Consider the following 16,498-nt stretch of genomic DNA (forward strand, 5'->3'; position numbering starts at 1 on the left):
CTTAGCGGTTATCAAGCTGTGCGCGAACGTTATTCAGCCCGCTGGTGTTGATGCGGTAGGGCTGACCGTTGACGGACTTGATCAGTTTTTTGGTTTTGAGTTTTTTGAAGGTGGCAAGGGTGCAGTCGGTCAGCAACAGCCCTTCGCGGGTGTAGCATTCAACGGCGGTGACGCGGCCAGATGCATCGCGGACGTGCGCAATGCGACCACCTTTGGCGAGAACGTGTAAGGTACGTTGTTCCTGACGGGATAAATTCATACTGGAAAACCTGTTTAATCATCATGTGCAAAACGTGCAAACACACAGCGGTGCCCGCATTCGATTTCGGCGCATTGATAATCAGTTCGGCCTGAAAAGGTCGAGTAACTGATTATCGGATGATTACATTCTCCAGCATCAAAGCCTCGGGTTGAGTTGAAAGGTATTTACAGGATGGATAATAACACCTGGTTTTTATAAGTGAATATCCTGAGCTGAAAAGTGTGATCCTGACAGGGGCCAGTGAGGGCTCCCTTATTAAATCGACGGAGATTCTTCGCTGTAAAGGGTCTGTGTAGTGGTCAACTAAAATGGTCACCGCTTTAGCGTTTTTCTTTCGGCTTGGCAGCTCGGCATTGCGTATCAGCGAGCATAATGGGATCTTGTATATTTATTATACCGTTATTGTACTCAGTTAAAATGAAGATGGAAGAATGTTGTCCCCATCCATGTACGCATTTTTGACCGCGTTGGTACGAGATGAGTTGAGACGCTATGAAATAAAAAAATCCACGCAACTGCGTGGATTTTGTGGTTATTTGCGATTCTATGAGATTCAGCGAAACCTCATAAGACAACACATTTTATTTAGACGTTGAACAGGAAGTTCATCACGTCGCCATCTTTGACGATGTAATCTTTCCCTTCAGCACGCATCTTGCCGGCTTCTTTCGCGCCTTGTTCACCTTTGTAGGTGATAAAGTCTTCAAACGCGATGGTCTGCGCGCGGATAAAGCCTTTTTCGAAGTCGGTGTGGATTTTACCGGCTGCCTGCGGCGCGGTAGCGCCGACCGGGATGGTCCATGCGCGCACTTCTTTTACGCCTGCGGTGAAGTAGGTTTGCAGGTTAAGCAGTTCGTAACCGGCGCGGATCACGCGGTTCAGGCCCGGCTCTTCCAGGCCCATTTCGGCCATGAATTCTTCACGGTCAGCATCGTCGAGTTCTGCGATGTCGGCTTCAACGGCGGCGCATACGGCAACCACAACGGAACCTTCGGCAGCGGCGATTTCACGCACTTTGTCGAGGTACGGGTTGTTCTCGAAACCATCTTCGTTGACGTTAGCGATATACATGGTTGGCTTCAGGGTCAGGAAGCTCAGGTATTTGATGGCCGCTTTATCTTCGTCCGTCAGGGTTTTCAGCGCGCGCAGCATACCGGCGTTTTCCAGCTGCGGCAGGCATTTTTCCAGCGCGGCCTGTTCGGCTTTTGCGTCTTTATCGCCGCCTTTGGCTTTCTTCTGAACGCGGTGCAGGGCGCGCTCGCAGGTATCAAGGTCAGACAGCGCCAGCTCGGTGTTGATAACGTCGATATCGTCAGCCGGGTCCACTTTGTTATTAACGTGGATGATGTTGTCGTTTTCGAAGCAGCGTACAACGTGGCCGATCGCTTCGGTTTCGCGGATGTTGGTCAGGAACTGGTTACCCAGGCCTTCACCTTTGGACGCGCCTTTTACCAGGCCCGCGATATCAACGAATTCCATGGTGGTCGGCAGGATACGCTGCGGTTTAACGATTTCCGCCAGCTGGTCCAGACGCGGATCGGGCATCGGTACGACGCCTGTGTTCGGCTCGATAGTACAGAACGGGAAGTTCGCCGCTTCAATACCGGCTTTCGTGAGCGCGTTGAACAGGGTGGATTTGCCTACGTTTGGCAAACCGACGATACCGCATTTGAATCCCATGTTTAAATCACCTTAATCTTTTGATATTCAACCTGTTAGCTTGAACAGATTGTAGAAAAGTAAATAACTTTGCGCATTATACACGTCATACGGAAAAAATACCGCAGTCGTCGGTCTATTGCGCCTTAAAAGCGTGTAATCGGTTCGTGGCTTTAGTCAGCCCGTCTTTCAGCCAGATTTCGGTGCAGCGCGCCGCTTCGTCTACCGCATCGTCGATCAGCTTCTGTTCTGCTGCCTGCGGTTTGCCGAGGACAAAACCGACAACTTTACTTTTATCGCCCGGATGGCCGATCCCGATACGTAAGCGATGAAAATTAGGGTTATTGCCTAATTTGCTGATGATATCTTTTAACCCATTATGACCGCCGTGGCCGCCGCCCAGCTTAAACTTCGCGACGCCAGGCGGGAGATCCAGTTCGTCGTGGGCCACCAGAATTTCATCTGGATTAATGCGATAGAAGGTTGCCAGCGCCGCCACGGCTTTGCCGCTAAGGTTCATAAAAGTGGTGGGCACCAGCAGGCGGACATCTTCCCCTGCCAGGTTAATGCGCGAGGTGTAGCCAAAAAATTTACTCTCTTCGCGCAGCGGGGCACGAAAGCGTTCAGCCAGTAAATCGACGTACCAGGCGCCAGCGTTATGGCGCGTCCCCGCGTACTCTGCGCCGGGGTTTGCGAGGCCGACAATCAGTTTAATCGTCACGTTATTGTTCCTGAGTGGGCAATCTTTCCGGCGGCTAGTTTACGTCGTGACGGGCTGCTTGACAAAAATAAGCGCTGAAAGCGTAAAAAACGGAATAGTTTTCCAGAGTGATAATGCGCATTGAAAAGCATATCAGTAACTTAAATGTAAAGTTATGTTGATGATATGTGCCTATTTGTGATCGGTAGCGCACTTATCCACAGCGGTGTTGTCTATACTTTACACACATGGAATAGGGATATATCCCGAAACCCAAAGCCAATCTACGGAGGTGACACTATGAAACGCAAAAACGCTTCGTTACTCGGTAATGTGCTCATGGGGTTAGGCCTGCTCGTGATGGTCGTCGGCGTCGGTTATTCTATTTTAAACCAGCTGCCGCAGCTTGACCTCCCGCAGTTCTTTGCGCACGGGGCCGTACTCAGCATCTTCGTCGGCGCGATTCTTTGGCTGGCCGGGGCGCGTGTCGGCGGGCACGAGCAGGTGAGCGATCGGTACTGGTGGGTTCGTCACTACGACAAGCGCTGCCGTCGCGGCGGTGGGTCATCACACCGTCCTGGCTAAATAAGGGCTCCGTGAAGGAGCCACTGAGACAGTTAACAAAGTCCTGGCCGTTAAGACCGGGACTTTTTGTTTTTATCACCTTATGACTCAAACAGCCGCAAATGCAGGGCCTTAACGGCGCTATCGGCTTCATCCGCGGGCAGCAGAATGCAAAGGTTATTGCTGGAGGCGCCGTGGCAGACCATGCGAACCGCATGCGTCTCAAGCCAGGCGAAAACATCCTTAAACACGCCAGAGACCTGCGTAAGCTGATTGCCGACCAGCGTCACCAGCGCCAGGCCGGTTTCCACTTCTACGCGACAGTGGGAAGACAGCTCGGTAAATAACGATGTGGTCAGCGTGTGATCTTCACCCGAGGTGGCGTGAGTGGAGTCCAGCGCGAGCGCAATGCTGTTTTCGGAGGTTGTCACCAGATCGGCGGCCACCGAATGACGCGCTAACAGCGCAAACATCTGCGCTAAAAAATGGCAGGACGGTTGTGCATCCAGGCTGTGCAAGCGCAGCAGCGTTTGCTTGCGGCGCACCGCCACCGCACGGTAGCGCGGCGGGTTGTCCGTCGTGCAGCAAACCAGCGTACCGCCAGCGGCGATATTTTTGCTGGAGCCAACGAACACCGGAATGTTTTTGCGCATCGCCGGCATCAGCGTGGCGGGGTGTAGCACTTTCGCGCCGTAGGCTGCCATATCGCTCGCTTCGGCAAACGAGATGCGGTCGATCCGTTTGGCATTAGGCGCAATACGCGGGTCGGTTGTATAAATACCGGCCACGTCGGTCCAGATATCCACCCGTGCCGCGTGGAGGGCTTCGCCGAGCAGCGACGCGGTATAGTCGCTCCCACCGCGGCCGAGCGTCGTGGTGTGCCCGCTGGCATCGCGGCCAATAAACCCCTGGGTAATCATGATGGCCTGCTCAAGGCGTGGGCGCAGGTGCATTTCGGCCAGTTCAGCCAGCGCGGCGACGTCCGGCTCAGCGCAACCGTAGTTGGCGTTAGTGCGAATCACGCTGCGCGCATCAAACCAGCTGGCTTCGACCTCGCGCTCGCGCATGACCTCGGTAAAGAGCAGCGAAGACATCAGCTCGCCGTGGCTCACGAGTTCATCGCTCAGCGCGGTGGAAGGCGACGCCGCGGCGGTTTGCGCCAGGCGGCCGATATTGTCGAGGAGATTATCGATTTCCTTGCTGATAACCGAAGGCTGCTTCAGGCGGGAAATAATGTTGTACTGGATAGTACGTAACGTCTCGAGCTTGTCTAATTGCCGATGGCTTTCCAGACCTTCAGAAAGTTCGACCAGCAGGTTGGTCACGCCTGCCGAAGCAGAAAGAACGACTAAACGAACGTTGGGATCAGCAAGAACAATGCTGGCACTGCGGTTCATCGCGTCAAAATCAGCGACGCTGGTGCCGCCAAATTTGGCAACGATGAATTGTGGATAAATGCGTGTCATAACAATCTCATATCAGGGCGCCATGAAAGCATGGCTAGAAAATTTTCATTCTCGGCATAAGGGAAGCGTCTTCGCCTTACGAAATGTCCGCCCGCGAACATTTCTGATGACAACCCAGGAAAGGCTCCTGTTGTCGATAACGTGTTTCGCCTGTACGCGTTACCGGGTGATGCGCATTAGTTCTTTATTTACAGAGCCTGCAAATAAGCGCGCCATAGTAAGTGATTTATCCAGAGGGATCGACTTTTTTATTTTATTTCAGCATAAACAAGTGAAAAATCATGCATTCGGCGGTTAGTGCTTACATTATTAATGGTAAATTCGTGTAAGTGAATAATAAAACCATGAAAATAAGATGGCTTTTAATACATCATGTGGGAGGCTTCTGCGGAGAGGTCTTTAAGACAAATGGTAACAAAATTTAATAAATTTGAGGGCGCCGCGTCGGTGTTACTCATTGATTTTAAATGAAAATTAAACGATGTTTCAGACCTTAAAATAAATGATTGAGTCCAACGCTAAAACAACATATATTAGCCGCGCTTTTTTACAGGTAATCCTTATAACCATTTATTCAATCAGGCGTTAATCTACACCTGGTTGTAGGAGTGATATGATGACGGATAAAGTCCGTATTGATACTTTAAGTGCTAATTCATTACCACAGAGCAATGATACCTTTTTAGCAAGACAGGCTGAGTTTGAATCTAATGTCCGCAGCTATCCACGTAAACTGCCATTAGCCATCGCTAAAGCGCAGGGCGTCTGGATTACTGACGTAGAAAATAATCAATATCTTGATTGCCTGGCAGGTGCCGGAACCCTGGCGCTTGGTCATAATCATCCTGAAGTGCTGCAGAGCATTCAAAGTGTCATCACAAGCGGCTTACCGTTACATACGCTTGATCTTACTACCCCATTAAAAGATGAATTTTCATCTTATTTACTGTCCTTATTACCGGGGCAGGGCAAAGAATATTGCCTGCAATTCACCGGTCCGTCCGGCGCAGATGCCGTTGAAGCGGCCCTGAAGCTGGCGAAAAAAGTGACCGGCCGTTCCAGCGTGATCAGCTTCTCCGGCGGTTACCACGGGATGACCCACGGCGCGCTGTCCGTGACCGGCAACCTGTCACCGAAAGAAGCCGTCAGCAACATGATGGCGGAAGTGCAGTTCATGCCGTATCCGCATGAGTACCGCTGCCCGCTGGGTATCGGCGGCGAGGCTGGCGTCAAAGCATTAACCTATTACTTCGAAAACCTGATTAACGACGTTGAAAGCGGCGTGCGTAAACCTGCGGCCGTGATCCTTGAAGCCGTGCAGGGCGAAGGCGGCGTGAACCCGGCGCCGGTTGAGTGGCTGCAACGTATTCGTAAAGTGACCCAGGAACACGGCATTCTGCTGATCATCGATGAAGTTCAGGCTGGTTTCGCACGTACCGGTAAGCTGTTCGCCTTCGAACACGCTGGCATTGAGCCAGACATCATTGTGATGTCCAAAGCGGTTGGCGGCGGTCTGCCGCTGGCGGTTCTGGGCATTAAAAAGCAGTTCGACGCATGGGCCCCGGGCCACCACACCGGCACCTTCCGCGGCAACCAGCTGGCGATGGCGACCGGCCTGACGACGCTGAAGATCCTCAAAGACGACAACATTGCCGATAAAGTGGCTGCCCAGGGCGAGTGGCTGAAAGGCAAGCTGGCTGACCTGCAGAAACGCTACCCGGTGATTGGTCATGTACGTGGTCTGGGTCTGATGATTGGTATTGAGATCGTTAAGCCGAACGAAGCGCAGGATCATATGGGCTGCTACCCGGCCGATGGCGAATTGTCCGCGCTGCTGCAGAAAAAATGCTTCGAAAATGGGCTGATTCTGGAGCGTGGGGGCCGCAACGGTTGCGTACTGCGTCTGCTGCCGTCTCTGCTGATCACCAACGCTGAGCTGGAAGTGTTCCTCGATAAATTCGAAAACGCCCTGCTGGGCGCTGGCGTGAAGCCGGTTTAAACGGAGTTGGATCGAATGTCAGACGTAAACCCGATTCTGTCCGGCTCGGCGCAAAGCATTGCCGCCTATCAGGATGCTATCGAGCAGAGTACGCGAGCGGTCGTTGAATGGTTGAAGCAGCCTGAGATGTATCAGGGCAAAACCGTTGAGCAACTGCGCGAACGCATCAACCTGAACTTTACGTCTCAGGGCCTGGGCAACCAGGCCGCTATTGAGCGTGCGGTTGAATACTTTCTGAAAGACAGCCTGTTAGTCCACCATGCCCAGTGCGTGGCGCACCTGCACTGCCCGAGCCTGGTGATTAGCCAGGCGGCGGAAGTGCTGATCAACGCCACCAACCAGAGCATGGACTCCTGGGACCAGAGCCCGTCCGCCACCATCATTGAGATCAAGCTGATCGAATGGCTGCGCGAGCAGGTGGGCTATACGGCGGGCGACGCCGGCGTGTTTACCAGCGGCGGTACCCAGAGCAACCTGATGGGCCTGATGCTGGCGCGCGATGCCTTCTTCGCCCGCCAGGGGCATTCCATTCAGCAGAATGGTCTGACCGGTGACCTGAGCAAAATCAAAGTGTTCTGCTCTGAAAGCGCGCACTTCTCCGTGCAGAAAAACATGGCACTGATGGGGCTGGGCTACCGTTCCGTCACTCAGGTGAAGACCGATGCATTCTCGCGTATGGATCTGGCTGACCTGAAAGCCAAGCTGGCTCAGGCGAAAGCCAACGGCGAGCAGGTGATGGCGATTGTCGCCACCGCCGGGACCACCGATGCTGGCGCCATCGATCCGTTAGCGGATATCGCGGCGCTGGCGGCGGAGCATCAGATCTGGATGCACGTGGATGCAGCGTGGGGCGGGGCGTTACTGCTGTCTGAGAAGTATCGCGACTTCCTGAACGGTCTTGAGCTGGCGGACTCCGTGACGCTGGACTTCCACAAGCAGTTCTTCCAGACCATCAGCTGCGGCGCGTTCCTGCTTAAAGATGCGCGTCACTACGAGCTGATGCGCTATCAGGCGGCGTACCTGAACTCAGAATTCGATGAAGAGGCTGGCGTGCCGAATCTGGTGTCGAAGTCGCTGCAGACCACGCGCCGTTTCGATGCGCTGAAGCTGTGGATGGGTCTTGAAGCGCTGGGCAAAAAGCAGTACGCCGAAATCATTGATAACGGCGTCACGCTGGCGCGTGATGTGGCTGCGTTTGTCAAAACTCAGCCGCATCTGGAGCTGGTGATGGAGCCGCAGCTGGCAAGCGTGCTGTTCCGCTTCCGTCCTGAAAGCGATGACATGGCGTTCGTTGCGCTGCTGAACCAGCGTATTGGTGACGTTCTGCTGGCTTCGGGGAGCGCCAACGTCGGCGTGACTGAATCGGATGGCATCACCTGCCTGAAGCTGACGCTGCTGAACCCGACGGTGTGCCTGGAGGACGTTAAAGTTCTGCTGGGGAGCGTGAAAGACACCGCTGAGCAGTTGCTGAAAGCGTAAGCAATCACGTTGCGATAAAAATGGCTCCCGAGGGAGCCATTTTTTTTGCCTGTGATGTCACGCGACGCCGGGGAGGCTACGGTGCGATTTCCGGCGGCGCTTTGCTTGGCTGGGCTACGGTCAGAGGATGTCTGCCAGGGCGGCATCTTTGTTTGGGAAGAATGCCAGACGGCCAGGAATCGGCTGAATACCCGCGCGCGCCATGGTGCGCAGCGGCTGGAATTCCAGGTTAGATACCCGCAGCTCGCAGCCTTCAGGCAGTTTTTTCACAAACCGCTGGAAGGCATCCAGGCCACCGGCATCCAGTACCGGGACCGCGTCCCATTTCAGCACCACAATGCGTTTACCGGCAATGCGCGTTTCCAGATCGCTGAATAAACCTTCTGCAGCGGCAAAAAACAGCGGGCCAATGACGCGCAGTACCAGCACATCATCCGGCACCGACACGTTAACCGCCGACAGACGCGTCATACGCGCAATCCGGCGCATAAACAACAGCGAAGCCAGCACGATGCCGACGCTGATAGCGATGACCATATCAAACAGCACGGTCAGCGACATGCAAATCAGCATCACAATAATGTCGTCTTTTGGCGCTTTGCGCAGCAGATACACGACCTTATGCGCCTCGCTCATATTCCATGCCACCATCAGCAGCAGGGCGGCCATCGCCGACAGCGGCAGCCAGGACAGCACCGGCGCGAGGATCAGCAGCGCCAGAATCACCAGAATAGCGTGAATAACCGCGGAAACCGGTGAGGTGGCACCTGCGCGAACGTTAGCCGCGGAACGCGCGATCGCGGCAGTGGCGGTAATACCACCGAAGAACGGGGCGACAATGTTGCCCAGACCCTGACCAACCAGTTCGCTGTTAGCCTTGTGTTTGGTGCCGGTCATGCCGTCAAGCACCACCGCGCACAGCAGCGATTCGATGGCCCCGAGCATGGCCATCGAAAATGCGGCGGGCAGCAGCGCATGCAGCGATGCCCAGCTCAGCGTAAAGCTGGAGCCCGGGAGATCCCACGGCAGCACAAACTGCGGCAGCAGCTGCGGAATGCCATTGCCCTGAGAGCCGTCGGCCAGCACGTAGTGGAACTGGGAACCAATGGTCGCAACGTGTCCGCCGAGCAGGTTGACCAACAGCATGACCACGCAGCCGGCGATAAGCGCAGGCAGGTGGCCCGGCAGGCGCAGGCCGAGGCGTGGCCAGAGGATCAGCGTGCCGAGGGTGACGATGCCAATGGCCGCATCGCCAACGTTGATGGTCGGCAGCGCCATTACCAGCGCGCCCACCTTCTGTAAGTAGTGTTCCGGAACGTGCGTCATTTGCAGACCGAGGAAGTCTTTAATCTGCATGGTCCCGATGGTAATACCAATCCCCGAGGTGAAGCCAAGCGTCACCGACAGCGGAATATATTCGATCAGGCGGCCAAAGCGGGCCAGGCCAAAGAGGATCAGGAATATTCCGGACATCAGGGTCGCCACCAGCAGGCCTGCGAGACCAAACTGCTGCGAAACGGGATAGAGGATCACCACGAAGGCCGCGGTGGGGCCGGATACGCTAAAGCGGGAGCCACCGCTCAGGGCGATAACGATCCCCGCGACGGCCGAGGTATACAGGCCGTACTGTGGCGCAACCCCGCTGCCAATAGCCAACGCCATCGCCAGCGGAATGGCAATGATACCGACGGTGATCCCGGCAATCAGGTCGCGCATAAAGCGCGCCGAGCTGTACTTCTCTTTCCAGCAGGCGTCGATCAGCGCGCGGAAAGGCATGATATCGGAGGAGAATAATTTATTCACAATACTGTTTCATCCATGAGCGCATCATCTGTCACGTGAATGGCAGTGAAGTTGGCATAAATCATACAAATAAATACTATAGACAAAAAAACCCGCCGCAGCGGGTTTTTTAACCAGATTCGATTAATGTTCGAACATGGCAGAGATGGATTCTTCGTTGCTGATACGACGAATCGCTTCGGCCAGCATCCCGGACAGGGTCAGGGTGCGAACGTTCGGCAGCGCTTTGATCTCATCGCTTAACGGGATGGTATCGCAGACAACCACTTCGTCGATGACGGAGTTACGCAGGTTGTTTACCGCGTTGCCGGAGAAGATCGGGTGAGTTGCGTAGGCGAATACGCGTTTAGCACCACGCTCTTTCAGCGCTTCAGCCGCTTTGCACAGCGTGCCGCCGGTATCGATCATGTCATCAACCAGCACGCAGTCACGACCGGCAACGTCGCCGATGATATGCATAACCTGAGACACGTTCGCACGCGGGCGACGTTTGTCGATGATAGCCATGTCGGTATCGTTCAGCAGCTTAGCGATAGCGCGAGCGCGAACCACGCCGCCGATGTCCGGAGAAACCACGATTGGGTTATCCAGGTTCAGCTGCAGCATATCTTCGAGCAGGATTGGGCTACCGAATACGTTATCCACCGGGACATCGAAGAAGCCCTGGATCTGTTCAGCGTGCAGGTCTACGGTCAGTACGCGGTCAACGCCTACGCTGGACAGGAAGTCAGCAACAACTTTAGCGGTGATAGGTACACGAGCAGAGCGAACGCGACGGTCCTGGCGAGCATAACCGAAGTAAGGGATAACGGCGGTGATACGGCCTGCGGAAGCACGGCGCAGGGCATCAACCATAACGACTAATTCCATCAGGTTGTCGTTAGTTGGGGCACAAGTGGACTGGATGATGAAAATATCACCACCGCGTACGTTTTCATTGATTTGTACGCTGACTTCGCCGTCGCTAAAGCGACCTACAGCGGCGTCGCCGAGAGAAGTGTACAGGCGGTTGGCAATACGTTGTGCTAGTTCCGGGGTGGCGTTACCAGCAAAAAGCTTCATATCAGGCACGAGAAGAACCTCAGGCATGCGTCCAGTGGTGGATGAAACGGGCCAAAAACTGTGCGGGCCAGGCGCGATTTCATCCAGGCGGTGTATTAAAGAGCGCGATGCAACGTCTGGAACAGGGTGACGTTGTCACCGGAGCTCAGTTTGCCCGGCTTGGTACTCATCACCATTCTTCTTTCGTCAGCAATACTGACGGAAACCGAATGATTCAGAGCAGGGCTTGCTTCAATGGCGAGAGGTTAACACCTTTTGCCACAAAGCCTTGCAACCATTCCGGGGCTTGCTCAAGCACCTGGCGGGCAGCGAGTTCCGTGTCGAATTCAGCAAAGACACAGGCTCCTGTTCCAGTCAGGCGCGACGGCGCGTATTCTAACAGCCAGGAAAGCACATCATCAACCTCGCGAAAACGTTTTCTTGCGATAACCTCGCAATCATTGCCGAATTCACATTTTAATAACGTTTCTATTGACCTGACCGGGGTATTTCGTGGCAGCTCCGGATCGCGAAAAATGACCGGGGTCGGGATACTGACCCCGGGATGGGCAACCAGGTACCATTTTTCCGCCACCTCAACCGGGGTGAGCACTTCGCCAACCCCTTCGGCAAATGCCGCATGGCCGCGAACAAACACCGGCACGTCGGCACCGAGCGTCAGCCCGATAGCCGCCAGCTCGTCTTCCGACAGCCCGCATCGCCACAGGTGGTTAAGCGCCACCAGCACGGTCGCTGCGTTGGATGAACCACCGCCGAGACCGCCGCCCATCGGCAAACGTTTTTCAATGCTGATATCGGCACCGCTACCGGCTGGCAGGCGCTGCGATGCCGCCGCCGTTTTCATCAACAGCCGCGCGGCGCGAATAATCAGGTTTTCTTCATTCGGCACGCCCTTGACCGGCGTGAGCAGCCGTAGCTGCCCGTCCGAGCGCGGCACAATCGTCAGCGTGTCGCCGTAGTCGAGGAACTGGAACAGCGTCTGCAACGTATGATAGCCGTCAGGGCGCTGCCCGGTGATGTATAAAAACAGGTTGAGCTTGGCAGGTGAGGGCCAGGTGGTCATCATCTTACAATCCAGTTATCCATGCGCAGCTTGATGCGCTGACTGCCTTCGGTCAGCTCCATGTTAGACGGCAGCGCTGGCTGGGTTTTGCTGTCATAGCCGCTGTAGACCACTTTCCAGGTCTTACCGTTTTCGGTGTAGTGCAACTCGCTCAGGCGGTACTGGTCGTCGAGCGTATAGTCGGTAGCGTTGCCCGGCAGGCCGAGGATCCACTGGCGCAGGCTGTTCAGCGGAATCGGCATACCGGTCAGTTTGCCCACCATTTCTTCGCCGTCGGTATCGGTATAGCGCTGGCCTTTATTGTCGGTTAGCTGCGCGGAGCCCGGTCGGCCAATCAGTTCCATTTCGGTGCTGCCCAGCGGGTTGGTCAGCAGCAGACGATAGTTATCCTGGCCGGTTTGCTGCCAGAAGAAACGGGCATACACTTTTTGCTGGTCGGACAAATAGGCGAAAGCGCCGCGCGTCTGATATTGACTCAGTTGGCGCACTTCCTGCTGGTGCTGCTGCCACTGCGGCGAGGTGGGGCTTTTACCAGGGCCTTTCGGTGCATTAACGGTACAGGCGGTAAGAACCAGTGCTGCGAGAGGCAGCAAACGAATCAGGCGAGGCAGGGCCATGATGACAATCCTTGATGTGCGTTACGATTATAACGCTTAATGCTAGCGTCGCCCGTGGGCAGCGTCTACGCTCAAGTTGTCTTAAATCATAAAATTAACCCAGCTTGCCTATTACTCCAAAAGGGGAGCCTCCCTTTTATTGATCTCGCGCATCCTGTATGATGCGCTCAGACTAACCTTATCAACGCTGGTACTACTCCCGCACAATGACCCTTTTAGCTCTTGGCATCAATCATAAAACAGCCCCGGTAGCGCTGCGAGAACGCGTCACGTTTTCGCCAGATACGCTTGACCAGGCGCTGGAGAGCCTGCTGGCTCAGCCAATGGTACAGGGGGGCGTGGTCCTGTCGACCTGTAACCGCACCGAGCTCTATCTCAGCGTAGAAGAGCAGGATAATCAGCATGAAGCGATTATCCGCTGGCTGTGCGATTACCACGGCCTGAATGAAGAAGAACTGCGCCAGAGCCTTTATTGGCACCAGGACAACGACGCCGTCAGCCATCTGATGCGCGTTGCCAGCGGGCTGGACTCGCTGGTGTTGGGCGAGCCGCAAATCTTAGGGCAGGTAAAAAAAGCGTTTGCTGATTCCAGCCGCGGGCATCTGCACGTCAGCGAGCTGGAACGCATGTTCCAGAAATCCTTCTCTGTTGCCAAGCGCGTGCGCACGGAAACGGATATCGGCGCCAGCGCGGTGTCGGTGGCGTTTGCGGCCTGCACCCTGGCGCGACAGATTTTCGAATCGCTCTCGTCGGTCACCGTACTGTTGGTGGGTGCGGGTGAAACCATCGAGCTGGTGGCGCGCCATCTGCGCGAACATCACGTGAAAAAAATGGTGATTGCCAACCGTACCCGCGAACGCGCACAGGTACTGGCCGATGAGGTCGGCGCTGAGGTGATCGCGCTGAGCGACGTCGATGAACGCCTGAAAGAGGCCGACATCATTATCAGTTCTACCGCCAGCCCGCTGCCGATTATTGGTAAAGGGATGGTGGAGCGCGCGCTGAAAGCGCGTCGCAACCAGCCGATGCTGCTGGTGGATATTGCCGTGCCACGCGATGTAGAGCCGGAGGTGGGGAAACTCGCTAACGCCTATCTCTACAGCGTGGACGACCTGCAAAACATTATTCAGAATAACCTTGCGCAGCGTAAAGCCGCGGCGGTACAGGCTGAAACCATCGTCGAGCAGGAAACCAGTGAGTTTATGGCCTGGCTACGCGCACAAAGCGCCAGCGACATCATTCGTGATTATCGCTCCCAGGCTGAAACGGCGCGTGAGGAACTCACCGCTAAAGCGATCGCCGCGCTCGAACAGGGTGGCGATCCGCAGGTCATCATGCAGGATCTGGCGCGCAAGTTAACCAACCGCCTGATCCACGCGCCAACCAAATCTCTTCAGCAGGCCGCCCGTGACGGGGATGACGAACGCCTGCATATTCTGCGCAACAGCCTCGGGCTGGAGTAGCACAACTCTATTTATAACAAGGTGCATTTACGCCAATGAAGCCTTCTATTGTTGCTAAACTGGAAGCTCTCTACGAGCGCCATGAAGAAGTTCAGGCGCTGCTCGGAGACGCAGCAACTATTGCCGATCAGGACCGTTTCCGCGCACTGTCCCGCGAATACGCACAGCTGGGCGACGTGGCTCGCTGTTATACCGACTGGCGCCAGGTTCAGGACGATATTGAAACTGCCCAGATGATGCTCGACGACCCGGAAATGCGCGAAATGGCGCAGGAAGAGTTGCAGGAAGCCAAAGCCAAAGAAGAAGAACTGGAGCAACAGCTTCAGGTGCTCCTGCTGCCTCGCGATCCGGACGACGAACGCAATGCTTTCCTTGAAGTACGCGCCGGTACCGGCGGTGATGAAGCGGCGCTGTTTGCCGGCGACCTGTTCCGCATGTACAGCCGCTACGCTGAATCGCGCCGCTGGCGTGTCGAGATCATGAGCGCCAACGAAGGTGAGCACGGTGGTTACAAAGAAGTGATCGCCAAAATCAGCGGTGAAGGCGTTTACGGTCGCCTGAAGTTTGAGTCCGGTGGCCATCGCGTACAGCGCGTTCCGGCCACCGAATCTCAGGGGCGTATTCATACCTCCGCCTGTACCGTGGCCGTGTTGCCAGAGGTGCCGGAAGCGGAATTGCCGGATATCAACCCGGCGGACCTGCGTATCGATACCTTCCGTTCTTCGGGCGCGGGCGGTCAGCACGTTAACACCACCGACTCGGCTATCCGTATTACCCACCTGCCGACCGGCATTGTGGTGGAGTGCCAGGACGAACGTTCGCAGCACAAAAACAAAGCTAAAGCGATGTCGGTGCTGGGCTCGCGTATTCGCGCGGCAGAGATTGCCCGCCGCCAGCAGGCGGAAGCCTCTGAACGCCGCAACCTGCTGGGCAGCGGCGATCGTAGCGATCGTAACCGTACCTACAACTTCCCGCAGGGGCGCGTGACCGATCACCGCATCAACCTGACGCTCTACCGCCTGGACGAAACGATGGAAGGCAAGCTGGATATGCTGATTGAGCCTATCGTGCAGGAATACCAGGCTGACCAGCTGGCGGCGCTGTCCGAGCAGGAATGATGACCTGGAGAGAGTGGCTACAGCAGGCTATCGCGACGCTGCAGGGTGGGGAAAGCCCGCGTCGCGATGCGGAGATCCTGTTAGGGCATGTGACCGGTAAATCGCGCACGCAAATTCTCGCGTTTGATGAAACGACGCTGAGCGCGGCACAGGCGGAAACGCTAACGCAGCTGCTGGCACGGCGACAAAACGGCGAGCCCATTGCCCACCTGGTGGGTAGCCGTGAGTTCTGGTCGCTGCCGCTGTTTGTCTCTCCAGCGACCCTGATCCCTCGCCCGGATACCGAGTGCCTGGTTGAACAGGCGCTGGCGCGTCTGCCGCAGAGGCCGTGCCGGATCCTCGATCTCGGTACCGGCACCGGCGCGGTGGCCCTGGCTCTGGCCAGCGAACGGCCGGACTGCCAGCTGACAGCCGTCGATTATATTGCCGATGCGGCGGCCCTGGCGCAGCGTAACGCGGACCATCTTGGGATAACGAACGTGACGATAATGCAAAGCGATTGGTTCAGCGCGTTGAGCCCACAGCGTTTTGCCATGATTGTCAGCAACCCGCCGTACATTGATGAACAGGACGAACATCTTAGCCAGGGCGACGTGCGCTTTGAACCGAAAACCGCGCTGGTGGCCGGGGATAGCGGTCTGGCCGATTTAGCCCATATCGTTAACCAGGGGCGTGACTGGCTGGAGCCCGGCGGCTATATGCTGCTGGAACATGGCTGGCGGCAGGGGGCGGCGGTTCGCGCGCTCTTTACCTCAGCCGGCTATGCGCAGGTGCAAACCTGCCGTGACTATGGTGACAACGATCGTCTGACGCTGGCGCAGTGGCCTGGCGCTCCGGAGGCACAGGCATGAGTTTTTTCCAGTTTGTGCTCTATTTGCACATCGCGTCGGCGGTAGTTTCCGTCTCCTTTTTCGCACTGCGCTATTGGTGGATGCACCACCGCAGCGCTCTGTTTGAGGCGCGCTGGGTGCGCATTTTACCGCACGCGGTTGACAGCGTGCTGCTGCTCAGCGGCGTCGCGCTGATGGTGATGACGCGCTATTTTCCCTTTACCGAAGAGGGGGGATGGCTGACGGAGAAACTGTTTGGCGTTATCATTTACATCTTTTTGGGGTTTGTCGCGCTTGGACGTCGTCGTCCGCGCAGCCAGCAGAGCAAGTTTATTGCGTTTTTGCTGGCGCTGATGGTGTTGTGCATCATCGTTAAACTCGCCATCACTAAAGTTCCGCTGTTGGGGTAGGGT

General features: G+C 55.8%; 15 protein-coding genes. 7 read left to right on the top strand and 8 right to left on the bottom strand.

Annotated elements, in window-relative coordinates:
• Window position 1: 1 nt before the first annotated feature.
• The 3 genes from V6942_RS08895 to pth all read right to left on the bottom strand — a co-directional run bounded on the left by V6942_RS08895 (window position 2) and on the right by pth (window position 2,642).
• Complete coding sequence (locus tag V6942_RS08895) at window positions 2-259, bottom strand: YjhX family toxin (protein ID WP_106926649.1); 258 nt, start codon at window positions 257-259, stop codon at window positions 2-4.
• Window positions 260-847: 588 nt separating this feature from the next.
• Entirely contained in the window at window positions 848-1,942 is a 1,095-nt protein-coding gene (gene ychF / locus V6942_RS08900) for a redox-regulated ATPase YchF (protein WP_106926651.1), read from the bottom strand.
• Between the two features lie 115 nt (window positions 1,943-2,057).
• Window positions 2,058-2,642, bottom strand: coding sequence for an aminoacyl-tRNA hydrolase (gene pth / locus V6942_RS08905; protein WP_106926653.1), 585 nt, complete (start codon window positions 2,640-2,642; stop codon window positions 2,058-2,060).
• Window positions 2,643-2,921: 279 nt separating this feature from the next.
• Here pth and ychH point away from each other — a divergent pair, with 279 nt between their 5' ends.
• Window positions 2,922-3,206, top strand: a complete 285-nt coding sequence (gene ychH, locus V6942_RS08910) for a stress-induced protein YchH (protein ID WP_106926655.1) — start codon at window positions 2,922-2,924, stop codon at window positions 3,204-3,206.
• A gap of 80 nt (window positions 3,207-3,286) precedes the next feature.
• On the opposite strand, the gene lysC is transcribed toward ychH, so the two are convergent.
• Window positions 3,287-4,651, bottom strand: a complete 1,365-nt coding sequence (gene lysC, locus V6942_RS08915; protein WP_106926657.1) for a lysine-sensitive aspartokinase 3 — start codon at window positions 4,649-4,651, stop codon at window positions 3,287-3,289.
• Between the two features lie 613 nt (window positions 4,652-5,264).
• Between lysC and V6942_RS08920 the strand changes: the two genes are divergently transcribed.
• The gene (locus V6942_RS08920; protein WP_096878374.1) at window positions 5,265-6,650 is read left to right on the top strand and encodes a diaminobutyrate--2-oxoglutarate transaminase; all 1,386 of its coding nucleotides are present in this window, start codon (window positions 5,265-5,267) and stop codon (window positions 6,648-6,650) included.
• Window positions 6,651-6,665: 15 nt separating this feature from the next.
• A complete protein-coding gene (locus V6942_RS08925; RefSeq protein ID WP_106926661.1) occupies window positions 6,666-8,129 on the top strand; it encodes a pyridoxal phosphate-dependent decarboxylase family protein in 1,464 nt (487 codons plus the stop codon).
• 120 nt (window positions 8,130-8,249) lie between these two features.
• Here the strand turns inward: V6942_RS08925 and dauA are convergent, their stop codons facing one another.
• From dauA to lolB, 4 genes are all read right to left on the bottom strand, one after another.
• On the bottom strand, window positions 8,250-9,932 hold the full coding sequence (gene dauA, locus V6942_RS08930; RefSeq protein WP_106926663.1) for a C4-dicarboxylic acid transporter DauA: 1,683 nt from the start codon (window positions 9,930-9,932) through the stop codon (window positions 8,250-8,252).
• 123 nt (window positions 9,933-10,055) lie between these two features.
• Window positions 10,056-11,003 carry a ribose-phosphate diphosphokinase gene (gene prs, locus V6942_RS08935; RefSeq protein WP_003856663.1) on the bottom strand — a complete coding sequence of 316 codons (948 nt, stop codon included), beginning with the start codon at window positions 11,001-11,003 and terminating at the stop codon, window positions 10,056-10,058.
• A 205-nt stretch (window positions 11,004-11,208) separates the two neighbouring features.
• Window positions 11,209-12,057, bottom strand: coding sequence for a 4-(cytidine 5'-diphospho)-2-C-methyl-D-erythritol kinase (gene ispE, locus V6942_RS08940; protein ID WP_181357998.1), 849 nt, complete (start codon window positions 12,055-12,057; stop codon window positions 11,209-11,211).
• Window positions 12,057-12,674, bottom strand: a complete 618-nt coding sequence (gene lolB, locus V6942_RS08945) for a lipoprotein insertase outer membrane protein LolB (RefSeq protein ID WP_106926666.1) — start codon at window positions 12,672-12,674, stop codon at window positions 12,057-12,059. The genes ispE and lolB overlap by 1 nt, the downstream gene beginning before the upstream one ends.
• A 206-nt stretch (window positions 12,675-12,880) precedes the next feature.
• Here lolB and hemA point away from each other — a divergent pair, with 206 nt between their 5' ends.
• From hemA to sirB2, 4 genes are read left to right on the top strand one after another with little or no spacing between them, the layout of a single operon-like run.
• The gene (gene hemA, locus V6942_RS08950; protein ID WP_106926668.1) at window positions 12,881-14,137 is read left to right on the top strand and encodes a glutamyl-tRNA reductase; all 1,257 of its coding nucleotides are present in this window, start codon (window positions 12,881-12,883) and stop codon (window positions 14,135-14,137) included.
• Window positions 14,138-14,172: 35 nt separating this feature from the next.
• Window positions 14,173-15,255: a peptide chain release factor 1 gene (gene prfA, locus V6942_RS08955; protein WP_035891560.1), complete on the top strand. Its 1,083-nt coding sequence runs from the start codon at window positions 14,173-14,175 to the stop codon at window positions 15,253-15,255.
• Complete coding sequence (prmC, locus tag V6942_RS08960) at window positions 15,255-16,106, top strand: peptide chain release factor N(5)-glutamine methyltransferase (RefSeq protein ID WP_182930624.1); 852 nt, start codon at window positions 15,255-15,257, stop codon at window positions 16,104-16,106. The genes prfA and prmC overlap by 1 nt, the downstream gene beginning before the upstream one ends.
• A complete protein-coding gene (gene sirB2, locus V6942_RS08965; RefSeq protein WP_106926672.1) occupies window positions 16,103-16,495 on the top strand; it encodes an invasion regulator SirB2 in 393 nt (130 codons plus the stop codon). Before prmC ends, sirB2 begins: the two co-directional genes overlap by 4 nt.
• The last annotated feature ends 3 nt before the right edge of the window (window positions 16,496-16,498 follow it).

It is taken from the genome of Kluyvera genomosp. 2, from assembly GCF_036759865.1.
GTDB classification, from domain to species: Bacteria; Pseudomonadota; Gammaproteobacteria; order Enterobacterales; family Enterobacteriaceae; genus Kluyvera; species Kluyvera ascorbata_B.